Below are 19,626 nucleotides of genomic sequence, written 5' to 3'. Positions count from 1 at the left end.
CCTACGTATATTTCCCAAATCAAATATTAGTCCTATATAGGATTAGGATATTGTTTTCCCAAAACTTCGTGACAATTCCTAACTAAGGCGTTCTTATGCACAGTAGAAACCATAAACCTATTTTTGGTAGTTGGTTAGGACTAATATTTCTCTGCAGCCTTGCTTTATTTCTACTAGCAAAGTTACCAGATTCATCCTCTAAAGTCTATACACCAATAGAATTAGCTAATTTTGTAAAATCTCGCCCTGTGGATGCAATTTCGCCCTTAGTTAAATGTCCGCAACCGCAAGGAGAGTCAAAAGCGTTAGATTTACTCAATCAAGCAGTTTCAATTGCTAGGCGGTTACGTGATTATCGCGCCTTATCTTTTGCTTGGGGAAATCTGGGTCATATTTATGAGTGTCGGCTGGATTATCAGCTAGCTTTGTACTTAACTCAAAAAGCTCAATTAGCTGCTGAACTAGATGTGAGCGCGAAAGATAGTTTATATTTATGGCAATGGCAAGCTGGGCGGATTTTTAAAGCCAAAAATCAGATATTTAAGGCGATAAAATATTATGAGCTAGCGTCGGAAAATTTAGAAAATCAACGGGGAAATTTTGTAAATATAAATTTACAGTTGGATTGGATGGAAAACCTGGAGATTATATACCGCCAGTTAATCGACATAAAATTAAGTTTATTAAAACCTGGTATCGGTCAAAGTAATTCAAATAATCACAATATTAGTCTTAGTTCAACCCTGGCGAATATTGATGCTCTACATTTGGCGGAAATGCGAAATAATTTTGTTAACACAGCATCGTTAACGAAAATGCATCAAAATCATCTAGATTTGGTTAGTCTGGGTACAGATACTGCTGTAATTAATTCCATAATTTTGGCAGACCATACTGCAATTATAGTTAGGTTTCCTAATGGTCAAAAGAAGTTTACTTGGATAAACATTGATAGCAAAAATCTGCAACAAGCAATCAATGGGTTTCGTCAAGGACTAGAGAATTATGGTGATATTATTTATAGCCCCAAACAAGCACAGAAGCTATATGACTGGATTATTCTTCCTTTTGTTAAGGACTTAGAATTATTGCAGATCAAAACTCTGGTTTTCATCCAAGATGGAATCCTCCGTAGTGTACCAATGGCGGCGCTGCATGACGGAGAGAAATTCCTGGTGGAAAAGTATGCTATTACCATGACTCCTAATCTTAGCATGAGCAGTCCTCAAACAGTACACCCGAAAAATCTACGAGTCCTAGCTGTGGGGTTAACCAAAGAGGCTATAGTTGATAGTCGCAGGTATCCGGCTTTGACTAACGTAGCTACCGAAATATATCAAGTTCAGAGGCAAATTCCGAATAGCAAGCAGTTATTGGATGAGAATTTTACGCACGATAGGTTGCAAAATGAACTCAGCCAGACTGTTTACTCGGTTATTCATATTGCGACTCATGGTGAGTTTGGCAACATTGCCGAAGATAGTTTCTTGGTAACAGGTGATAATGACAAGCTGACTATGAGTCAATTATATAGCATGATTAGTAGTATACCTCAAGGTGCCCCAACAATAGATTTACTGACACTTACTGCTTGTGAAACTGCGATTGGCGATGACCTGGGACTGGCTGGAGTCGCAGTTCAAGCGGGAGTGAGAAGCGCCTTGGCTTCTCTGTGGTCAATTAATGATGCTTCTACCGTTAAATTAGTAAGTAAATTTTACGAACTTTGGCGCCTTCCTGGAGTGAGTAAAGCCCAGGCTTTAGCTGTAGCGCAGCAAACACTAATTTCCTCTGGAGGAGTATATACCCACCCTGCTTACTGGGCTGGGTTCATTCTTGTAGGTAATTGGATTTAGCTGTAGACAGTCAGTTTATTGGAAGTCGGCGGTTTATCCATCCCCTTGCGGGTGGAGTTTTTGATGTATCCTGGTGTAGGCAGTTGAGGATGACTATTTACAATGACTCTAAATAGCTCAAAAGGTCAGCCATTTCTTGGGCGCTAGGCTGAAATTTTGGCATTGGCGGCGTTTCGCCACTAATAACTTGGCGAATGAGTCCATACTCGGACTTGCGCTTGGAGACGGCTTGTAAACTCGGACCTACTCGCCCATCTGCTAGAGTGCCATGACAACCAGCACAATTAATTTCAAAGATAGCATGTCCTTGAATTGAGTTTCCTGTCAGGGATAAAACATTCTTGACGTAAGGATCGGAGGCTTGAACCATCTGAACACCAAAAATGCCCAAAGGGACTGCTAACAGTATCGCCAGAGTCAACAAGGCGAGCCGCTGAATCAGATTTTCAGGTTTGGTAATCTGGTTATCCAAAAGGGTTGCTGTTAAGGTCGGGGTGTGCTAAGAAGGTTTCAATTCCTACACATAGCTTAAAAGTTCTTGACTTTCTGTGTAAGAACAGACAACTATTTTATCATGACTACTCCCCGTAAAAAACATTGTAGGGCGCGGGATTCATCCCCAATTTGGTAAAATCAAAAGCGGTAAAGCAATATTAAAGAATTACAAAGAGGAGATTTACAGTGGTTGAACCCTTACTCTCAGGTATTGTCCTTGGTCTGATTGTCGTTACCCTTGCTGGTTTGTTTTATGCTGCTTATAAGCAATATAAGCGCCCCAATGAGCTAGGCGGTTGAGGGAGTTAGGAGTTGGGAGTTGGGAGTGAGGAGTTATTGTTCTCTCGCTCTCTCCCCAGTCCCCAGCGATGCACTGAGCTTGCCGAAGTGTCCCCAGTCCCCAATCCCCAGTTCTGTAGAAAGTTACCGATGTGTTTCCATAAATTTTGTGACGACAAATTTCCCAAGAGGGAATTTGTGGAGGGGTCCAATCTTGGGTACTGTGTTCAACGGCTATTTCGCCGCTAGGATCTAATAGCTGATATTGAGCGATCGCTTCTAAAACTGGCTGATACAATCCACTGGCGTAGGGTGGATCAAAGTAAATTCGCTCAAATTGCTTCCCTGATAAGTTTTTTAACTGCTGGATAACATTTCCACGTAATACTTGCCATTCTTGTTCGGCATTAGCTATCTGCTGCCAATTTTGTTGAATAATGGCAGTGGCTCGGCTTGATTGTTCAATTCCGACTACGACGCTGGCGCCTCTACACAAAGCTTCTGCACCCATTGAACCGCTACCAGCGCATAGATCTAACCAGCGACAACCTGCAATTGTTCCTTGCCAAATATTAAAGACTGCTTCGCGTACCCTCCCACTAGTAGGTCTGGTTGCTTTCCCTGGTAAAGTTTTTAGCTGCCGATTTCCGTAAATTCTAATGGTCATGGGTTATTGGTCAAGGGTCAAGGGTCATTGGTCATTGGTCAAGGGTCATTGGTCAAGGGTCATTGGTCATTTGATAACTGACAAAGGACAACTGACAAAGGACAACTGACAACTGACAAAGGACAAAGGACAATTGACAAAATTGTATTATGCGGCAACTTTTTCGCGGACTTGGGAAACAAAATTAGACAAGATTTGCAATCCTATATTAGAGGATTTTTCGGGGTGGAATTGGACTGCCGTGAGATTTTCGTAGGCGATCGCAGCTGTGACTGTTTGATTTCCGTGGGTGACTGTGGCGGCGCGGATTTGGGGGTCTATGGGGTCAACATAGTAGGAATGGACAAAATATACCCAAGGTTGAGCGGGTAAATGTTCCCATAAGATACTTTTGGGTTGAGTTATTTCCAGCTGATTCCATCCCATGTGGGGGATGGTGATTCCTGGTTCGGGTCGAAACCGTCGCACTTTTCCGCGAATAATTCCGAGTCCTGGTTGGATACCTTCTGCACTTGATTCAAACAGAATTTGCAACCCTAAGCAAATACCTAAGAAGGGTTTACCAGATGCGATCGTATCTTTAATTGGTTGCTCTAAACCTCGCGCCCGTAGGTGTTGCACTGCTGGATCAAATGCTCCTACTCCAGGTAAGACTACCGCATCTGCCTGTTCTAATTCTTTGGCAGAATGTGTAATCTTTGGAGTAGCTCCAGCTTTTTCCAAGCCTTTGCAGACTGAATGCAAATTTCCCATCTCGTAGTCTACGATTGCAATAACTGGCATTGACCCACTCCTTGTAAATTTATTATGGAGGCTGTTTCTATTCTAAATAATATTTCTTATGAAGAAAAGAATTCTATTAACTTCTTTTCAAACTTGGTTAAGCGAGCAACAGTCAAATTCCTCTGATGATTTATTACTAGAAGTTGCAAAACTTGACTCGCTCCCTGATGATTTAACTTTTTTGCGCCGCTTACCTGTTGATGTGCAGCTAGCCAGTGACTGTGTAATTGCAAAAATCAAGGAACTCCAGCCGGACTACATTATATGTTGTGGCATGGCAAGCAAGCGGACGCAATTAAGTGTGGAGGTTACTGCTATCTGTGGAGAAAGTATTTTGCACACAGGGGTTGATGTTGAGCAGTTAGTCTTGGGTGCTGTGGCGATTGAGGTGAGCTATGACTGCGGGAAATTCGTCTGCGAAGGCCTTTATTATTCGGTGTTGGACTATTTGCGCCAATCGGAATTGGCGATCCCTTGCATCTTTGTCCATGTTCCAGTGTTGAATCCAGAAAATGTGGGAGGAATTTTAGCAGATTTCTTATTAATTATTTACAAACTGGCACTTCCATAAATTTGTTGGCGTCTGTATCCTGAACAGAATAGCCAGTTTTATGTTGCCATTATTACTAAATTTGACCCTCGCCCAAGCAACTGTGCCTACACCACCGCCGGAAGAAGTCGTACTACCACAAGTAGTGCGCCCTTTACCAGGGAAATTGGATACAATCCCAGTGTTTAATAGCAATAGTCCAGAATTAGTTTTGCAAGAGGGAATTTTACTTTCTACCTTTCCATCTGAGGGCAAAAAAGTACCAACGGCGCACCTGAATTTTCCTTTTAGTGGTCGATTTGATGTTTTTGTTCACCACGTAGCTAAGGCGGAACCACCTACTGATTTGCGATCGCTTTATCTGGGGATGATTTTACATAATCCTACCTCCGAAACTGTGACGGTGAATATTTTGCAGGCGGCGACTTATTTAAGTCAACCGGATGCACCGTTTATGGAGTTACCATCGATTAGTGCAAATATTTTGGGGACATTTTTTGCAGGTCCTGGCGATCGCGCCGTCAATGATGTGTTGCGGGGACGCCGACAAGAAATTTTTCCTGCCCAAATTATCATTCCCCCAGGGCAAAGTCAAATGTTATTTAATCTACCAATTCCCGTAAAGGAACTGACACCACCGCTAAATGGTCGCTCTACCTTGATGCGATTGCGAAGTAATGGTACTATATATGCAGCTAGTTTGGCGATGTTTGCCAAGGCAAATCCTGATGGTAGTGAACGTGCCCCGACTTTAGAAGAATGGCAAGGTTTACTAGATAATAGTGATGTGGCAAGACCACGAGATAAAACTCCTACGCCCCCAGAAGACAACGGTAAACGGAGGATTTATGGTCGCGTCGCTGGAGTAGCTCAAGGTTCCCAATGGAGAGCTTTAATAATAGATAATGCTCAAGCTAAGTATCTGACAATTCCCGAACCTGGTCAAGCTTTTTCTTACGGTATCAGCACTCTGCATGGTGGAACCCTGGGAACTAGTCAAATTCAGAGTGCAAAGATGCTGGTGCGCTATCCTGATACTGCATATTTCGCTCATGGCAACTATGCAATTCAATACAGTCTGACGTTGCCGTTATACAACAATAGTCAAAATCCTCAAAGTGTTAGTGTAACATTGCAGACACCATTGAAAGAAGATCAATTGGTCAAACCGGGGCTGAGGTTTTTTACTACACCAGCCCGTCAAGTCTTCTTTCGGGGAACAGTCAGGGTACGCTATAAAAATGACCAAGGACAACCGCAAACACAGTATGTACACTTAGTACAAAAGCGGGGTCAACCAGGGGAACCGTTGATTTTATTAAATATGAAACCAGGCGATCGCTCCTTCGTACAAGTAGATTTTCTCTATCCCCCAGATGCGACACCACCGCAGGTATTAACGGTGTCAACTAAGGGTGAGTAATGGGAATGGGCGGGGCATCTTGCCCGCCCAAAGATACGAAGGGCGGTTAATTATCCTTCACAAACTTTCATAGGTAAGTTCGCCATTGGCCCAGTTGCTTTGGTCTAAAAAGTCCCCAAATGTGGTCAACAGTCCGGGAAACTCTACTTCTCGCAGGTGCTGAACATCGGCTTGATAACCATGATGGCGATACCACTGAATTAGAGCGAACAATTCTTTTTGATGTTTGGTGCAGAATTAACAGAGAAACTAGTGCAATCGCTCTGGGGTGGCGATCGCATTCTATAATAGCCCATCGGATGCAACGCCTTGCGCCCCAATAGCCCATCGGACGCAAGCGTTGCGCCTACAATAGCCCGTAGAAATCCTCATCTAAAATCTGCTCAATCGCAAAAGGACAAATCATGGGATACTCACTTTCATTCGGCATACGAACCCCAAATTTAGCCAATTTCCCCTCCTTAATCGCCACCTTGCGAGCATCAGGATAAGCTTTTTCCAAGGCTTCACTCAAGAAGCTTTTGAGCGAAGGTGTATCTGTCAAATTGTCAAGAACGCGCAGACGATGTTCCACCACAGAACTGTACCAACTCGCTTTCATTGTATCGGGGACATCATGCTGAACCTGCAACTTGAGTAAATGCACCAACAAGATTTTGAGATTACTTCTGAAAGTATTCTTTTCCGACCTACCCAAGTCAACCAACTCCTCAATCAGATGCTCAATATCGAGTGACTCAAATTCACGGTTTTTCAATTGTCCAATCGTTTGCTCAATCCAGAGTTGTAAATCGCGATCATATAGGTTGCTAGACATTCTTCAGATTAACTCCCAGTTATCCAATGTTTCCGATCCAAAAAAGCTAACAAATGCGGCTCTTCCGTACTTAGCGTGCTGAATTTATTAAATAATCAGATTGAAACCCTTGCAGAGCTAAGATAATAGCCATTATTTTCTGTATTTTATATCATATTGCTAGAAATTAAATTATGAACGCCTGTAAGCCTTACTTTTAAAGCAAATTTATAGACTTTAATTGATAATTAAGCACGCTAAGTACGCAAAAACCAAGCTACCCTAATTACCAATGCAGGAGAGCAAATTCTCACACCTGGAATGATGGTAGGTTTTCCCGCTGGTGAGGCTGATGGACATCAGCTTGCGAATCACTCAGATGCAGTGGTAACTTATTTAGAAATAGGGGATAGAACCGCTGATGATGAAGCTTATTATCCAGATAATGATTTGATTGCCAAATCTGGTGCTAATGGACAGCTCATTTTTACTCACAAAGATGGTACTTTGTACGAGAGTTAGTCAAAAACATCAAACTTTTGTCATTGGTCATTTGTCATTGGTCATTGGTCATTTGTCATTGGTCATTTGTCATTTGTCATTGGTCATTGGTCATTGGTCATTGGTCATTTGTCATTGGTCATTTGTCATTGGTCATTGGTCATTGGTCATTGGTCATTGGTCATTTGTCATTGGTCATTGGTCATTTGTCATTGGTCATTGGTCATTTGTCATTTGTCATTGGTCATTGGTCATTTGTCATTGGTCATTGGTCATTTGTCATTTGTCATTTGTCATTTGTCATTGGTCATTTGTCATTGGTCATTTGTCATTTGTCATTGGTCATTTGTCATTGGTAAAACTCCCCAATCCCCAGCGATGCACTGAGCTTGCCGAAGTGTCCCCAACGATGCACTGAGCTTGCCGAAGTGTCCCCAACGATGCACTGAGCTTGTCGAAGTGTCCCCAACGATGCACTGAGCTTGCCGAAGTGTCCCCATTCCCTTTGATGTCATTGTTGAGTGGTTCCAACTAGAGTTATTATTTATGCCTGTGATAATTTAAACTATTAACTTTCAACGACCAATGGTAAACTCTACCCTCGTTGCCACGCTCTATGTTAACTCCGTGACAGGAAATGATGCTAATGCTGGTTCACGGTTGAGTCCCTTTAAAAGCCTCACCCGTGCCTTAAAAGCCACTACAAAACCGACAATTATTCAGCTAGGATATGGAACTTATAACACCGCTAGTGGTGAGGTTTTTCCACTGGTTATCCCGGTGGGGGTGATGGTGGTAGGTAACGAAGCCAATAAAGGTGCGGGGATTGTGATTTTAGGGAATGGCGCGTATCAAAGTCCCAGCTTTGGTGGGCAAAATATCACGGTGCTATTGCTAGGTGATGCCAGTCTTAGGGGTGTAACTGTCAGTAATGCCACACCAAAAGGTACTGGTGTCTGGATTGAATCCACAGCACCGACGTTAATTAATAATACTTTTATCAATTGCGGTCGGGAAGGTGTATTTACAACCGGCACAGCCAAACCGGCAATTCTCGATAATGTGTTTATACAAAATATTGCCAGTGGGTTGGTAATGGCGCGGAATAGTAAAGGGGAAGTCCTACGGAATGTTTTTCAAAAAAATGCTTTGGGTATAGCTATTAGTGACTTTGCTGCCCCTTTAGTCGCTAATAATAAACTATCAGAAAACCAGACAGCGATCGCCCTTTCACGAGAGGCCCGGCCTGTACTGCGGAATAATCTGATTACCCAAAATAGCCAAGGTGGTTTGTTGGTCAATGGTAATGCTATCCCCGATTTAGGTAGTAGCCAAGACCCGGCTGATAATATTTTTCACGGAAATAACAATTTTGATTTACAAAACGTCACATCACAGCAGTTGGTTTCTATCGGAAATCAGTTAAATCCCACTCAGGTAAAAGGAGCAGTAGAATTTCTCGCCGCTACAGCAGACAGTCCCAGTGGAGTATCAGTTAACACTAGTTTCGCTGATTTGGGTGGGCATTGGGCAGCGGCTTTTGTCGAAGCATTGGTCAACAAAGGCTTAATTAGCGGCTTTCCCGATGGCACATTTGGACCAGAAGCACCGATCACCCGCGCCCAATATGCTGCTATAATTGCCAAAACTTTTCAGCTACCTACGGTAAACAAAAACAGTAATTTTACAGATGTCAAACCAGACTTTTGGGCAGCATCAGCCATCTTGAGTGCTGCCAATATGGGTTTTATCAGTGGATTTCCCGATGGAACATTTCGACCGGCGCAAAATTTAACCAAGATTCAGGCGATAGTATCGATAGTCAACGGGTTGAAAATGAGTGGAGGGAATCCAAATGTGTTAAGTGTATACAGCGATCGCGCCCAAATTCCCAGTTATGCTAACAATGCCGTAGCCGTAGCCACGCAAAAGCTGTTAGTGGTGAACTACCCCGACACCGAACAACTAGAACCACTCAAGGAGATGACACGCGCTGAGGTAGCAGCATTAATTTATCAGGCCTTAGTAGGCACAGGCGTTGAAAAGGCGATTCCCTCACCCTACATCGTCAATCCTGATGTAGATATTCCCGGATTCACCGACCTTGTGGGACACTGGGCAGAGGCATTTATTCGTGCATTAGTGAGTATGGACTTAACTAGTGGTTTTGCTGATGGTAGCTACCAACCAGATAAACCGATGACCCGCGCCCAATACGCGGCTTTAGTCGCAGTTGCTTTTAACCCGGCGAACACACGTTCAGCACCAGATTTTGTCGATGTACCCCAGGATTTTTGGGCGGCTAAAGCCATAAAAATTGCCGCTAGCGGCGGCTTTGTCGGCGGATTTAGCGATCGCACCTTCCGCCCCGATCAAAATGTGCAAAGGCTACAAGTGATTGTTTCCCTAGTCAACGGACTAGCCCTACCTACCGCTGATAGCCAAGCCTTACTCACCTACACTGACCGCAATACTATTCCCGACTATGCCAGATCCGCCGTGGCCACTGCCACCCAACAAAAAATAATTGTCAATTATCCAGATACTAAGCAGCTTGTGCCAGTTCGAGAAGCGACACGTGCGGAAGTAGCAGCAATGGTATATCAAGCATTGGTAGCCATTCAACGAACACCCGCAATTAACTCACCGTATATTGTCTCCCAGAGAAGCAATTGACCAAGTAGAATAAAAAACACTTCCTCTCAATTAGGAAGCAGTTAAGCAAAAACCAATGTAGCTAAAAGCACCTTCGGCTATATGCGATGGATGTAAACTTTAATACCTATTGCCTGAAGCTAATAGCCCCATGTACACACCAGTTCCAGAAACCTCACCGGATTTAGCAACTGCCTTATTAATTCACTATAGCTTTGACCTTAGCGGGTACAGCGCCAGTGAGTTAATTAACCGTTGGCTACAACATTACCCTGTGAATTGGCTGCATTTAGCAGTAATTGAGGCTCTGTATCAAGGTCGTTACAAGGCAGTTTCAGTGCAGCAAATTTTACTATTTTGGCAGCGGCGGGGTCAGATTAGTTATCATTTCAACATGGAATTTGAACGCATGATTTGTAGCAAATTTCCCGAAAGCTTAACCGCATATTCAACACCAGTTTTACCACCAGTCAAGAAAAACACCAGTTTTGAGAGGACAGGTTCTCAATTATCAACATCCGCCGCCAAACCATTACCAACTCAACTCAACAATGGGCACAACCAGAGAAAAACTATGCCCTTACAGCTGGTGAGTGCAGAAGAAAAGCCACACAATCAACCAGAGACAGAAAATCTAGTAGCGTCTCCCCCAGTTAGCGTTTTAACAGCCCCCGCCACCCCTGATATCGACTCTGGTTTATTCCCAGGACTCAACCCGAAAGAAACGCTTCAGATCAATTCCCTACTTTCGCCAATACCGAATAAACCGACCAAGCTACTTCCAGCCCCTATCAATCATAGCCCCATCGGACAATTTACCCCAGAAAAAAGCGATCGCACTGAGCCATTCACATCCAAACTCAAAGCGATATCGGCAGAACAGGTGCCGACCAAGGCCTACGCTAAAGATTGACCGCCCTTATGGTGCAGACCCTAGGCGCTCGACTGGCGCTGTCAGCCGTCAATATTCGTAATTATCAGGCTTTTTGGCGTCGTTTAATGATCTGTAGGGGCGCAAGGTCTTGCGCCCCGAACGACAATCGTCCTCACATAGCCGAATGGGTGTTACCCCCATCCTTCAAGCGGTGGGAGTGTCAATGAATTGATATTCTAGACGAAAACAAAGCCACTGCTAAAATCGGAAATCGAAACTCCTTGAGCAATCGCAATTAGGTCGCCGTTAAAAGATATCCCTGTTCCTGATGGTAGACCTACAGGGGAAGCACCCAAGCTTAAGGCCGGAGTAGTCTCAACCCCAGTTAGGGCGATCGTGTAGTCCCCAAAACCATTACCAACACCATTGAAACCGTCTTGTAGTGAACCAGATGCAAAGTTAGAGAAGCTAGAGATTCCCAAAAAGTAAGTACCGGGAGCTAGTAGCGTCGAAAGCGTCGATTGAAGCGTTCCATTGGAGTCGTCGTTTTGATCGATCAGGGCACCATTCTGGTCGAACACGAACAATATCGTATCAAAACCAGCGCCTCCGACTGTAGTAGCAGAAAACGCCTGCCCGTTACCCACGGTGATTTGGAAGATGTCAACATCGTTTGGATCAGATATTGCTCCAGTGATAGAGGTTAAGTTACCCAAACCCCCAGGAATGAATTGGGTGTCAAAAATGGATTGTCCCGCATCACCGATTTCAGCTGCAGTATTGGACAGGGTAAATAATGGTAGTTCGATCACATCCTCGTTGATATTGAAATCAGTAATGAGGGCGTAATCACTATTTCCGCCATTATCATAGAAAAGCTGAGTGTTTGTTCCCAGGACGAAGGTATCGCTATTAGCGCCGCCAGTTAAGGTATCAACGTCAAGAACGAATTCAAATCCTGGGGCAACAGTTTCCACGCCAGTTAGCCGATCCTTCCCATTACCACCGTCTAGAGAGTCATTGCCAGCTCCACCAAGCAATGTGTCTGCGTCATTTCCACCAATAAGGGTATCATTTCCAAAACCTGTACCACCAAATACTATGTCATTGCCAGCTCCACCCTGGACAAGATCATCCCCACCATCTCCGTTGAGTTGGTCGTTACCTGCATCCCCGGAGATGTCGTCATTTCCAAAACCACCAAAGACCCGATCATTCCCGGCGTTACCAGAAATTGTGTCTGCCCCATCTCCACCAACCAGGTTGTCATTGCCAGCATTACCTTCGATAAAATCATCTCCAGCATCACCGAAGATGCGGTCTGCACCATTACCACCGAAGAGTCCGTCATCACCGTCACCGCCGAAGATGACATCAACCCCATCGCCCCCATTAATAAAGTCATTGCCAGCATCACCAAAGATTTGGTCGTCGCCGCTCCCGCTATCAATGCTGTCGTTTCCATCTCCTGCAACGATCAGGTCAGCCCCATCGCCACCAAAGATTTGGTCGTCACCAGATAGGGCGATAATCACATCGTCACCAGCTAGCCCAAAAATGCGATCGTTGTTGGTGGTGCCATTGAGCAGATCGTCTTGAGTTGTACCAAAAATAGCCATGTTTTTTTTCCTTTTAACTTCAACGAATCATGTGAAAAGGCAAAAGCATTATGTAGACTACTTACGGAACATCAAAAACTATATCGCAACTTAACACACGGTTATTACAGCATCTTCCTGTAAATAAACCAAGAGGTACGGGCAGGACAATAATTTGTCCCTACAAATATCTATGGTTCAATAAACTTAAAACTGCTGTAATCTGACTTTGCAGGTCATCTGGAAAAGTCAACAGAAAAGTTGACCTCCCAGATCTCTTATCTACTGGAGAATGGTGAGAATTCAAAGACTCTCAAAATCAAGATAGAGCAATGGATGCAAGGTTATCAAGCTCCAGTGAAAAGTCAGGTATATTAAGTTATCTAGTTTATTAAGAATAGCTTCTATAAAACCTAGTCTTAAATTTACGTTGTTCCGCGAGTAATTCTCTATAAAAAAATATATCGCATATTCCGCATTTATAACTATCACAAGTTGTAAAGTTTTCATAAACCCCAGCAAGTAAAACTACCAAAAAAGAATATTACATAATGGGGGTATAAGTAGGTCGGCGCAAATAAACCGTACTGGCTTTGGTCGTCATTGGTCATTGGTCATTGGTCATTGGTCATTGGTAAGCATTTGCGACATATTTACATGTAGTAATATAGTTTTGTTTTTTCGCGCCGACTTAGTTAAGCATTACAATGCTTAACTAAGTCGGCGGGTGGCTGTCCCTCGAAAGACACCAGGGGATGGAGTTTCCCGCCGACTTCCAATCAATTCAAAGGCTCAATCATGGCTCTTAAACCATTAGTATTGAGGACTTTGAGCATTTCATCGGCATTATAGCGACTGCTAAATACTCCTGCTTGCATGACGCTGCGACCTTGCCAAACCGTGGAAAATGCACCAGGAACCAGGTATCGCACTAAATCCGGATCTCGTTCATTGACTACTTGGACAATGACGCGGTAACGTACACCCATCTGGGGGGCGCCAGCATAGGGCAATGAACCGCCATAGGGGCCAGTGGGATAACTTTCAGGTACTGGCACTTTTTGCAGATTGCGAGTGTTGCCCATCCCAATATTAGAATTGGGAACGGGCAAAAGTGCCGAATCACCCACCGAAGGATTTGCTAGTCTGGGCAATGACTGCTGTTGACTCCTAGGTGTAGATGCTTGGGGTGCGGTAAACTCGATAGTGTTCGGATCAATCCGCACATAATTGAACTGTGGTGTATTAGGCTTATTTGCCCTTGAGACTTGATTATTCCCTAAGCTGCTAGGAATCGGAAACCCGTTAACTCTAGAAGTTGGTGGTTGTGGATTTGGCCTAGAGACTGGACGTGGTGATATATTAGCTGGTTGCAATGGTTGCAGTTGACTGTTCAATCTACCAGTAGGAATGTTATTTTGGGAATTGGTATTTCTGGGCAATGGCGCTCGTAGGGTATTGGCAGATTGAGATACTCCGGGGGCTGAAAATATAATTTCGCCGTTGGCTACTGTTTGTTGTGAGGAGTTCTGGGCTATGGATGCTGAACTCGCCCTCAGATCTACTTTACCAGAGATGCGATTTTTAGTTAGGGTGTTACCAGAGGCAGCAATTACCTGTTTAGCAGCACTGGCGTTAATGTCGTAGCGTCCATTGTTGCGAAATTGATTACCTCCTGGTTCAGCAGCGGTGCCTAAATCTGGTATGGCTTGGGACAGAACTACCACACCATCTTCTTTGCTGTTCTGAATTAAATTATTCCGTAAAATTGGACGAGCATCAGCTTGCACCACAATTCCAGATCTATTGTACTGAATTTGATTGCCGACAACAAAAGGCGCTGCCTGTTGGGCAATATTAATCCCAAAACCCGTTTGTTGAAAGACATTTTCTCGCACCTGGGCTTGAGAATTGCCTGCAATTGTGATGCCATTGGCACCATTGCGAATAAAATAATTCTTGGTAATAGTCGGTGCAGCGTTACCAGTGACAGAAATTCCATCCTGAGTACTGCCAGTAAATGTATTTTCCGAAATTACTGGATTACTGAATTCAATCCACAAGCCATAACCACGGGGACTAGGATTCGTCACCGTCACTCCCGTCAACTGTGCTTGGTTGGCGCCGACAATTGCGACATTTTGTCCCCCAAAGCTGCGGCTGAGGTAGTCACCACCGCCTGTGATGGTAATTCCCTTGCCTTTGGTGCTAGCATCTCCTTGAATGGAAACACCCGATTTGAGGATCAGCGGAAATATTTCTCCAGTTCCAGTACTGTAAGTGCCTGTAGAGAGTCTAATTACAGTATTAGCACTGGCGACTCTTAACGCTTGGGTAATTGTTTTTAAAGGAGTGGCTTCAGAACCATTGCCATTTTTGTCATCTCCAACACCTGGGTTGACAAACAGTACATTAACCTGAGAAATTGTTCTTTCACCCACGGACATGGGTTTGGCCGTAGATGGCATCTGAGCAATAGCCCCACTCAGGTTTGTGCCCAGCAATGTTATACTTGTCAACCCCAAACCAATGGTAAAATACAATACTGACGAACGAGAAACTGAAACCATAGCTAATTCCAAGCAAGAATCTGGTTTTTCAAACTTGGTAATCAGCTCGCCTGGCAGGACACCTGCTTTACGGTACTTAGGAAACACACAATGGTAACTCAATTTATACCACTCCTTCAAACCAAAAATAAATTGTTATGCTCACAGACGCTAATATGTCAACAATGTTACTCAACATCTTGACCTATTGGCTAATTTCAATCCAAAGTTATTAACTAAGGGACTGGGGACACTTCGGCAAGCTCAGTGCATCGCTGGGGACTGGGGACTGGGGACTGGGGGACTGGGGACTAGGGACTGGGGATTAGATTAATTTACTCATTACTCATTACTCCTTACTCATTACTCATTACTCCCAACTCCCAACTCCCAACTCCCAATCCCCAATCCCCAATCCCCAATCCCCAAAACATTGCCAATTATGAAAGAGGCTGGCTCTTACGATGAAAGCACTAATGGGGTTGTTGTAATGGTCGAGCCATACAGCCAAAAAGATCAAATACAGCAAGTTGTTTACCGCATTTTAGACGCTAATTTAGACCGCGCTCGTGAGGGCTTGCGAATTATCGAGGAATGGTGTCGCTTTGGCTTGAATAATGTCCAGTTGGCTGGACAATGTAAGCACTTGCGGCAAGAAATAGCTCAATGGCACACTGCTGAAGTTAGAGCGGCGCGAGATACACCAGGCGATCTTGGCACTGATTTAACTCATCCGCAAGAGGAAAAACGCGCTAACATTAAATCGCTTTTGCAAGCTAACTTTTGTCGGGTAGAAGAAGCGCTGCGGGTGCTGGAAGAATACGGGAAGCTGACCAATCCAAATATGGGGAAAGCTTTTAAGCAGATGCGATATCAGGTTTATACCCTAGAAAGTAATTTAATGAGTTATCACCGTCATCAACTGCTGTGGCGATCGCGGCTATATCTTGTCACCTCCCCCACAGATACTTTGTTTGCAACTGTCGAAGCTGCTCTTAAAGGTGGATTAACCCTCGTCCAGTACCGCGACAAATCGAACGATGATACTTGCCGGCTAGAACAAGCTAGCAAACTGCGTCAGCTATGCCATAGCTACGGCGCTCTTTTCATCATTAACGATCGCGTCGATCTGGCTTTAGCAGTAGATGCAGATGGGGTACATTTGGGACAGCAAGATTTGCCCATTGCCGTTGCCCGAAATTTACTTGGTTCACAGCGGATAATAGGTCATTCTACCACAAATCCGCAAGAAATGCAAGGGGCAATTGCCGATGGAGCCGATTATATTGGTGTCGGACCTGTTTATGAAACTCCGACTAAAGCAGGTAAGGCAGCAGCCGGCTTAGAATATGTCAGCTATGCGGCGAAAAATTGCCCAATTCCCTGGTTTGCGATTGGGGGGATAGATCCGAATAATATCAATGATGTGATTGAGGCTGGTGCAGAACGGGTAGCGGTAGTGCGCTCGCTGATGCAAGTTGAACATCCTACTTTGGTAACACAATATTTGCTCTCCCAGCTCAATCGCATTGAACCAGAGTCGTAGGAAATTCCTTTCTTCCCAATTCAAAAATACCCTGGATCTAGCCGCTTTGCGTCAAAAAAATTCAGAATTGAAAATGGTTTTGAGAAATTTGTGACAGTTTATGCCTAATCAGATTACGCTGCAAGTTAATGGGGAAATCCATAACTGTTCATCGCCAATTCCTTTACCCGACTTACTCCAACATCTGGGTTTCAATCCTCGCTTGGTAGCGGTGGAGTATAACGGTGAAATTTTACATCGTCAGTTGTGGAATCAGACAAACGTCCAACAAGGCGATCGCTTAGAAATTGTCACCATTGTTGGTGGTGGGTAACCAATAGTGAGGAGTGAATCAATTTTGGATTTTGGATACTTCGACTTCGCTCAGTACAAGTTTTGGATTTTGGATTTTAGATTTATTCCACGAATAAATTCGGGGGCTTCAGACCAGTTTAGATTTTAAATTTTGAATCTTCAATTCCATTATTTAAAATCTAAAATCTAAAATTCGGTGAGGAGTTAACTCTCAACTCCTCACTCCTAATTATTGACCAAAGACTCAGATTTATACAGTGAACGGTGCAGGGTTTTGCGCTTGGTTAATTCTTTACCTTTGCGACCGAGCTGTTCTCGTAGTGACTGATCTTGACACAACCGCTTGAATGCTTGAAAAACTTCATAGCCAGAATTGGGATTAACGAGTATGCCATTTTCTTCGTGACGAACTGCATCGATTACACTAGCTAAACGCGAAGCAATGACGGGCTTACCAAAATAACTCGCTTCTAAGTAAACGATGCCAAAACTCTCGATTCTACTGGCTTTATTATCGCACAAAGTTAGCATGGCAAATATGTCACAAGCTGCATAGTAGCCTGCTAATTCCCGTTCGGGTACGTACCCAGCAAAGTGTACTCTTTTATCGAGTCGCAAGCGCTGGGTCTGAGATTTCAATTCCGATTCACAAGCACCTTGTCCACATAGTATATAGTGGACATCAACCCCAACATTCAGCAGTAGTGGTAAGTTATCAATCACGCGATTAAAGCTTTTATGCTTGACAAGTTGTCCCACCGAGAGAATTACTATTGCTGTTTCTGGAATGTTGTAAGTTTGGCGCACCCGCACACGTAAGTCCTCAAGATTACCTTGACTGGGTATGACGTTAAATTTTTCCGGTCTAACCACAGGGTTAATTATGTGGGTAGGGGTATCCAAGCGGAAAGTCGATCTGAGGTAATCTTGTGTAAAGGAACTGTTACAAACAATGCCTTCGGCTCGTTTAAGTGTCAATTTAAATAGCGATCGCAATACGGGATTGCGTAAAGCACAGAGAATATCGTTACCGTGCAGGTATATAAAAAAGCGAATAGGTAAAAAATAGCTCAGTAGTAACAGGGAAGGAAAATCGTAGCCATGACCCCATTCAATATAGCGGTAGTGATAGCGCAAATAAAGTCTGATGGCTAATACAAATGTCCAGACCAGATTCAAGAAAGGCTGGAAAAAATTCCCCACCAAACTATGACCGGAGTATCTAGGGTAAGGCCAGCGATATATCGGAAATTGTTGAGCTTGGTCAAATACTTTATCCCCACAGCAAGCAGCGGACAAAACAATTACCCTCTCTGGATCTTGGAGACAGCGATTATAAATATATTCTCCAATTACAGCCTCTTTCGGTAGGAAACTACGGGACATGACTAAAATGTCCGGGAATGCAGTTTTATCTCTAACTTTTGCCGTCAGTTGTGAAATATGTTCCATAATCGATTTGATAACGATGCTGTAGAAAATTTTTAATTGTTCATACTGTTAACTAGGGCGAGATAATTAGCGTCTTTTGACTTACATTTATCAGATTTGCCAATTTTCTGCTGCTCTTGATCTCCCATCTTGATTTAACTAACTGTGTTTTGGTTATGCCATATGCGCTTTACTCCATATCAGCCCTGATGAGTGATATTTATTTTTATCTAACTACTGATCTAATTTTCTCCTGTTTTGTCTTCTTCGCCAACACCTAAATCGTCAAAAGTCCTCGTCTACATCATTTTTGATTTTGACCAGCAATTGGAACTGTAATTAATTTAGGGATTTCCGATTTTTCTCTGCAAAAATTATTACTCAGTATCGCCAGATTTGGAGAAACATAATTATCAATTCTGGTTTGAGCTAATGCAATAGACAAATTTAAACTATTTAAAAAAGAAAAAACATTTGCCTTTCTTTTGTTAATTATATTGGGATGTCCCGTCTATCAACAATTGAAAACTTTTCCTCCTATTGTGTAGAACGAAAATTTTGCAATGATAGTTAAGTTTAAGCACTTGACAAGAGAGTGCTAGGGAAAATATTTTTGTGATCATCTATTAATAGACTATCCTGAACGCCCTCAAATGTTATGCCAAAATGCCAAAATATCTCTAATTCTTGTGTATTCTATATCATCTAGGTTTCTTTGGTATTCAAGTGTGGTTGCTTGGGCGATTACAGCAGTTATCGACGGGCTATCATCCTTTCAATACAATGATCCCCAATTGCTGATGGTAGATAACTGACTCTGAAAAATTAGATGCAAGCACCAATTTATCGCCAAGCTCATTTGGCAATATCATGTAAATTTGATGACTAATTTAAACGAGGAGCGGTCATTAATCGGAATTCTACTTCATGTTGCTACTCCCCACTCTCTTAGGCTGAAGATGATAGTTGATAAACGCTCAATTTCCGAGTGAAGACTAGCCTCTATAAATCATGATAACGAAAAATATCTCTTACCATCGGGTGTAGATGATTGAGATAACCTTAAAGAATTAGTCAAAAAAATAACTAGCAATTTAAAAATTCTGTAAACTTCCCAGGTTTACTCATCAATTACGATCACAGTACACAGCAGGAATTTATTTTTCTGATATAGCAGTCCGCTTTGATTTGGGAACCTATTGGCGTGGTGCGCCAAGCGCAAGCGCGACAGGTAGATAATCAGCAATAGGAAAGAAGGCTCTTTGAGTTCTCAATCCCAAAAATCATAGGAATTATGCATCTGTCATATTTTTTTGGTTCTTGCGTACT

The 19,626-nt window shown here is 43.3% G+C and carries 19 protein-coding genes and 1 pseudogene; 12 read left to right on the top strand and 8 right to left on the bottom strand.

Annotation, left to right across the window (positions count from 1 at the left end):
* The first annotated feature begins 95 nt into the window (after positions 1–95).
* On the top strand, positions 96–1,856 hold the full coding sequence (locus HEQ19_09110) for a CHAT domain-containing protein (protein ID WYL99663.1): 1,761 nt from the start codon (positions 96–98) through the stop codon (positions 1,854–1,856).
* A gap of 97 nt (positions 1,857–1,953) precedes the next feature.
* Here the strand turns inward: HEQ19_09110 and HEQ19_09105 are convergent, their stop codons facing one another.
* A complete protein-coding gene (locus HEQ19_09105) occupies positions 1,954–2,328 on the bottom strand; it encodes a cytochrome c (protein ID WYL99662.1) in 375 nt (124 codons plus the stop codon).
* A gap of 209 nt (positions 2,329–2,537) precedes the next feature.
* Here HEQ19_09105 and petG point away from each other — a divergent pair, with 209 nt between their 5' ends.
* Positions 2,538–2,651, top strand: a complete 114-nt coding sequence (gene petG / locus HEQ19_30775) for a cytochrome b6-f complex subunit PetG (protein WZI67149.1) — start codon at positions 2,538–2,540, stop codon at positions 2,649–2,651.
* A gap of 109 nt (positions 2,652–2,760) precedes the next feature.
* Here petG and rsmD read toward each other — a convergent pair.
* Together rsmD and hisH are read right to left on the bottom strand one after the other, a co-directional pair.
* Positions 2,761–3,297 (bottom strand): annotated as a pseudogene (rsmD, locus tag HEQ19_09100) (16S rRNA (guanine(966)-N(2))-methyltransferase RsmD).
* A 147-nt stretch (positions 3,298–3,444) separates the two neighbouring features.
* Positions 3,445–4,080: an imidazole glycerol phosphate synthase subunit HisH gene (gene hisH, locus HEQ19_09095; protein WYL99660.1), complete on the bottom strand. Its 636-nt coding sequence runs from the start codon at positions 4,078–4,080 to the stop codon at positions 3,445–3,447.
* A 58-nt stretch (positions 4,081–4,138) separates the two neighbouring features.
* On the opposite strand from hisH, the gene HEQ19_09090 reads away from it, so the two are divergent.
* From HEQ19_09090 to HEQ19_30770, 3 genes are all read left to right on the top strand, one after another.
* Positions 4,139–4,651, top strand: a complete 513-nt coding sequence (locus HEQ19_09090; GenBank protein WYL99659.1) for a peptidase C15 — start codon at positions 4,139–4,141, stop codon at positions 4,649–4,651.
* Positions 4,652–4,691: 40 nt separating this feature from the next.
* A complete protein-coding gene (locus HEQ19_09085) occupies positions 4,692–6,053 on the top strand; it encodes a DUF3370 domain-containing protein (GenBank protein WYL99658.1) in 1,362 nt (453 codons plus the stop codon).
* A 119-nt stretch (positions 6,054–6,172) separates the two neighbouring features.
* A complete protein-coding gene (locus HEQ19_30770; protein ID WZI67148.1) occupies positions 6,173–6,376 on the top strand; it encodes a hypothetical protein in 204 nt (67 codons plus the stop codon).
* 23 nt (positions 6,377–6,399) lie between these two features.
* On the opposite strand, the gene HEQ19_09075 is transcribed toward HEQ19_30770, so the two are convergent.
* The gene (locus tag HEQ19_09075; GenBank protein ID WYL99657.1) at positions 6,400–6,870 is read right to left on the bottom strand and encodes a DUF29 domain-containing protein; all 471 of its coding nucleotides are present in this window, start codon (positions 6,868–6,870) and stop codon (positions 6,400–6,402) included.
* A 300-nt stretch (positions 6,871–7,170) separates the two neighbouring features.
* Here HEQ19_09075 and HEQ19_09070 point away from each other — a divergent pair, with 300 nt between their 5' ends.
* Together HEQ19_09070 and HEQ19_09065 are read left to right on the top strand one after the other, a co-directional pair.
* On the top strand, positions 7,171–7,371 hold the full coding sequence (locus HEQ19_09070) for a hypothetical protein (GenBank protein ID WZI67147.1): 201 nt from the start codon (positions 7,171–7,173) through the stop codon (positions 7,369–7,371).
* Between the two features lie 17 nt (positions 7,372–7,388).
* Positions 7,389–7,709, top strand: coding sequence for a hypothetical protein (locus HEQ19_09065; GenBank protein WYL99656.2), 321 nt, complete (start codon positions 7,389–7,391; stop codon positions 7,707–7,709).
* On the opposite strand, the gene HEQ19_30765 is transcribed toward HEQ19_09065, so the two are convergent.
* Positions 7,686–7,850 (bottom strand): hypothetical protein, encoded by a 165-nt coding sequence (locus HEQ19_30765; GenBank protein WZI67146.1) that lies wholly within the window; start codon positions 7,848–7,850, stop codon positions 7,686–7,688. The genes HEQ19_09065 and HEQ19_30765 overlap by 24 nt on opposite strands.
* Before the next feature lie 85 nt (positions 7,851–7,935).
* Between HEQ19_30765 and HEQ19_09060 the strand changes: the two genes are divergently transcribed.
* Complete coding sequence (locus tag HEQ19_09060; protein WYL99655.1) at positions 7,936–10,026, top strand: S-layer homology domain-containing protein; 2,091 nt, start codon at positions 7,936–7,938, stop codon at positions 10,024–10,026.
* Between the two features lie 130 nt (positions 10,027–10,156).
* Complete coding sequence (locus HEQ19_09055) at positions 10,157–10,918, top strand: hypothetical protein (GenBank protein ID WYL99654.1); 762 nt, start codon at positions 10,157–10,159, stop codon at positions 10,916–10,918.
* A gap of 197 nt (positions 10,919–11,115) precedes the next feature.
* On the opposite strand, the gene HEQ19_09050 is transcribed toward HEQ19_09055, so the two are convergent.
* Both HEQ19_09050 and HEQ19_09045 read right to left on the bottom strand, forming a co-directional pair.
* Complete coding sequence (locus HEQ19_09050; protein WYL99653.1) at positions 11,116–12,498, bottom strand: DVUA0089 family protein; 1,383 nt, start codon at positions 12,496–12,498, stop codon at positions 11,116–11,118.
* A gap of 758 nt (positions 12,499–13,256) precedes the next feature.
* On the bottom strand, positions 13,257–15,047 hold the full coding sequence (locus HEQ19_09045) for a DUF1565 domain-containing protein (GenBank protein WYL99652.1): 1,791 nt from the start codon (positions 15,045–15,047) through the stop codon (positions 13,257–13,259).
* 187 nt (positions 15,048–15,234) lie between these two features.
* Between HEQ19_09045 and HEQ19_30760 the strand changes: the two genes are divergently transcribed.
* The 3 genes from HEQ19_30760 to thiS all read left to right on the top strand — a co-directional run bounded on the left by HEQ19_30760 (position 15,235) and on the right by thiS (position 16,885).
* On the top strand, positions 15,235–15,360 hold the full coding sequence (locus HEQ19_30760) for a hypothetical protein (GenBank protein ID WZI67145.1): 126 nt from the start codon (positions 15,235–15,237) through the stop codon (positions 15,358–15,360).
* Between the two features lie 108 nt (positions 15,361–15,468).
* Positions 15,469–16,572, top strand: a complete 1,104-nt coding sequence (locus HEQ19_09040; protein WYL99651.1) for a thiamine phosphate synthase — start codon at positions 15,469–15,471, stop codon at positions 16,570–16,572.
* A 100-nt stretch (positions 16,573–16,672) separates the two neighbouring features.
* Positions 16,673–16,885 carry a sulfur carrier protein ThiS gene (thiS, locus tag HEQ19_09035; protein WYL99650.1) on the top strand — a complete coding sequence of 71 codons (213 nt, stop codon included), beginning with the start codon at positions 16,673–16,675 and terminating at the stop codon, positions 16,883–16,885.
* A gap of 206 nt (positions 16,886–17,091) precedes the next feature.
* On the opposite strand, the gene HEQ19_09030 is transcribed toward thiS, so the two are convergent.
* A complete protein-coding gene (locus HEQ19_09030) occupies positions 17,092–18,318 on the bottom strand; it encodes a glycosyltransferase family 4 protein (protein ID WYL99649.1) in 1,227 nt (408 codons plus the stop codon).
* Positions 18,319–19,626: the final 1,308 nt, after the last annotated feature.

The sequence above is a fragment of the Gloeotrichia echinulata CP02 genome, assembly GCA_038087035.1.
Classification (GTDB): Bacteria; Cyanobacteriota; Cyanobacteriia; order Cyanobacteriales; family Nostocaceae; genus Gloeotrichia; species Gloeotrichia echinulata.
Note: the sequence above shows the minus strand (reverse complement) of the source record. Positions and strands in the feature narration are given on the sequence as shown.

Coding starts and splice junctions, on each gene's coding strand:
- HEQ19_09110 (WYL99663.1), top strand. CDS start 96: ATGCACAGTAGAAACCATAAACCTATTTTTGGTAGTTGGTTAGGACTA.
- hisH (WYL99660.1), bottom strand. CDS start 4,080: ATGCCAGTTATTGCAATCGTAGACTACGAGATGGGAAATTTGCATTCA.
- HEQ19_09090 (WYL99659.1), top strand. CDS start 4,139: ATGAAGAAAAGAATTCTATTAACTTCTTTTCAAACTTGGTTAAGCGAG.
- HEQ19_09085 (WYL99658.1), top strand. CDS start 4,692: ATGTTGCCATTATTACTAAATTTGACCCTCGCCCAAGCAACTGTGCCT.
- HEQ19_30770 (WZI67148.1), top strand. CDS start 6,173: ATGTGGTCAACAGTCCGGGAAACTCTACTTCTCGCAGGTGCTGAACAT.
- HEQ19_09075 (WYL99657.1), bottom strand. CDS start 6,870: ATGTCTAGCAACCTATATGATCGCGATTTACAACTCTGGATTGAGCAA.
- HEQ19_09070 (WZI67147.1), top strand. CDS start 7,171: ATGATGGTAGGTTTTCCCGCTGGTGAGGCTGATGGACATCAGCTTGCG.
- HEQ19_30765 (WZI67146.1), bottom strand. CDS start 7,850: ATGGGGACACTTCGGCAAGCTCAGTGCATCGTTGGGGACACTTCGACA.
- HEQ19_09060 (WYL99655.1), top strand. CDS start 7,936: ATGGTAAACTCTACCCTCGTTGCCACGCTCTATGTTAACTCCGTGACA.
- HEQ19_09055 (WYL99654.1), top strand. CDS start 10,157: ATGTACACACCAGTTCCAGAAACCTCACCGGATTTAGCAACTGCCTTA.
- HEQ19_09050 (WYL99653.1), bottom strand. CDS start 12,498: ATGGCTATTTTTGGTACAACTCAAGACGATCTGCTCAATGGCACCACC.
- HEQ19_09045 (WYL99652.1), bottom strand. CDS start 15,047: ATGGTTTCAGTTTCTCGTTCGTCAGTATTGTATTTTACCATTGGTTTG.
- HEQ19_09040 (WYL99651.1), top strand. CDS start 15,469: ATGAAAGAGGCTGGCTCTTACGATGAAAGCACTAATGGGGTTGTTGTA.
- thiS (WYL99650.1), top strand. CDS start 16,673: ATGCCTAATCAGATTACGCTGCAAGTTAATGGGGAAATCCATAACTGT.
- HEQ19_09030 (WYL99649.1), bottom strand. CDS start 18,318: ATGGAACATATTTCACAACTGACGGCAAAAGTTAGAGATAAAACTGCA.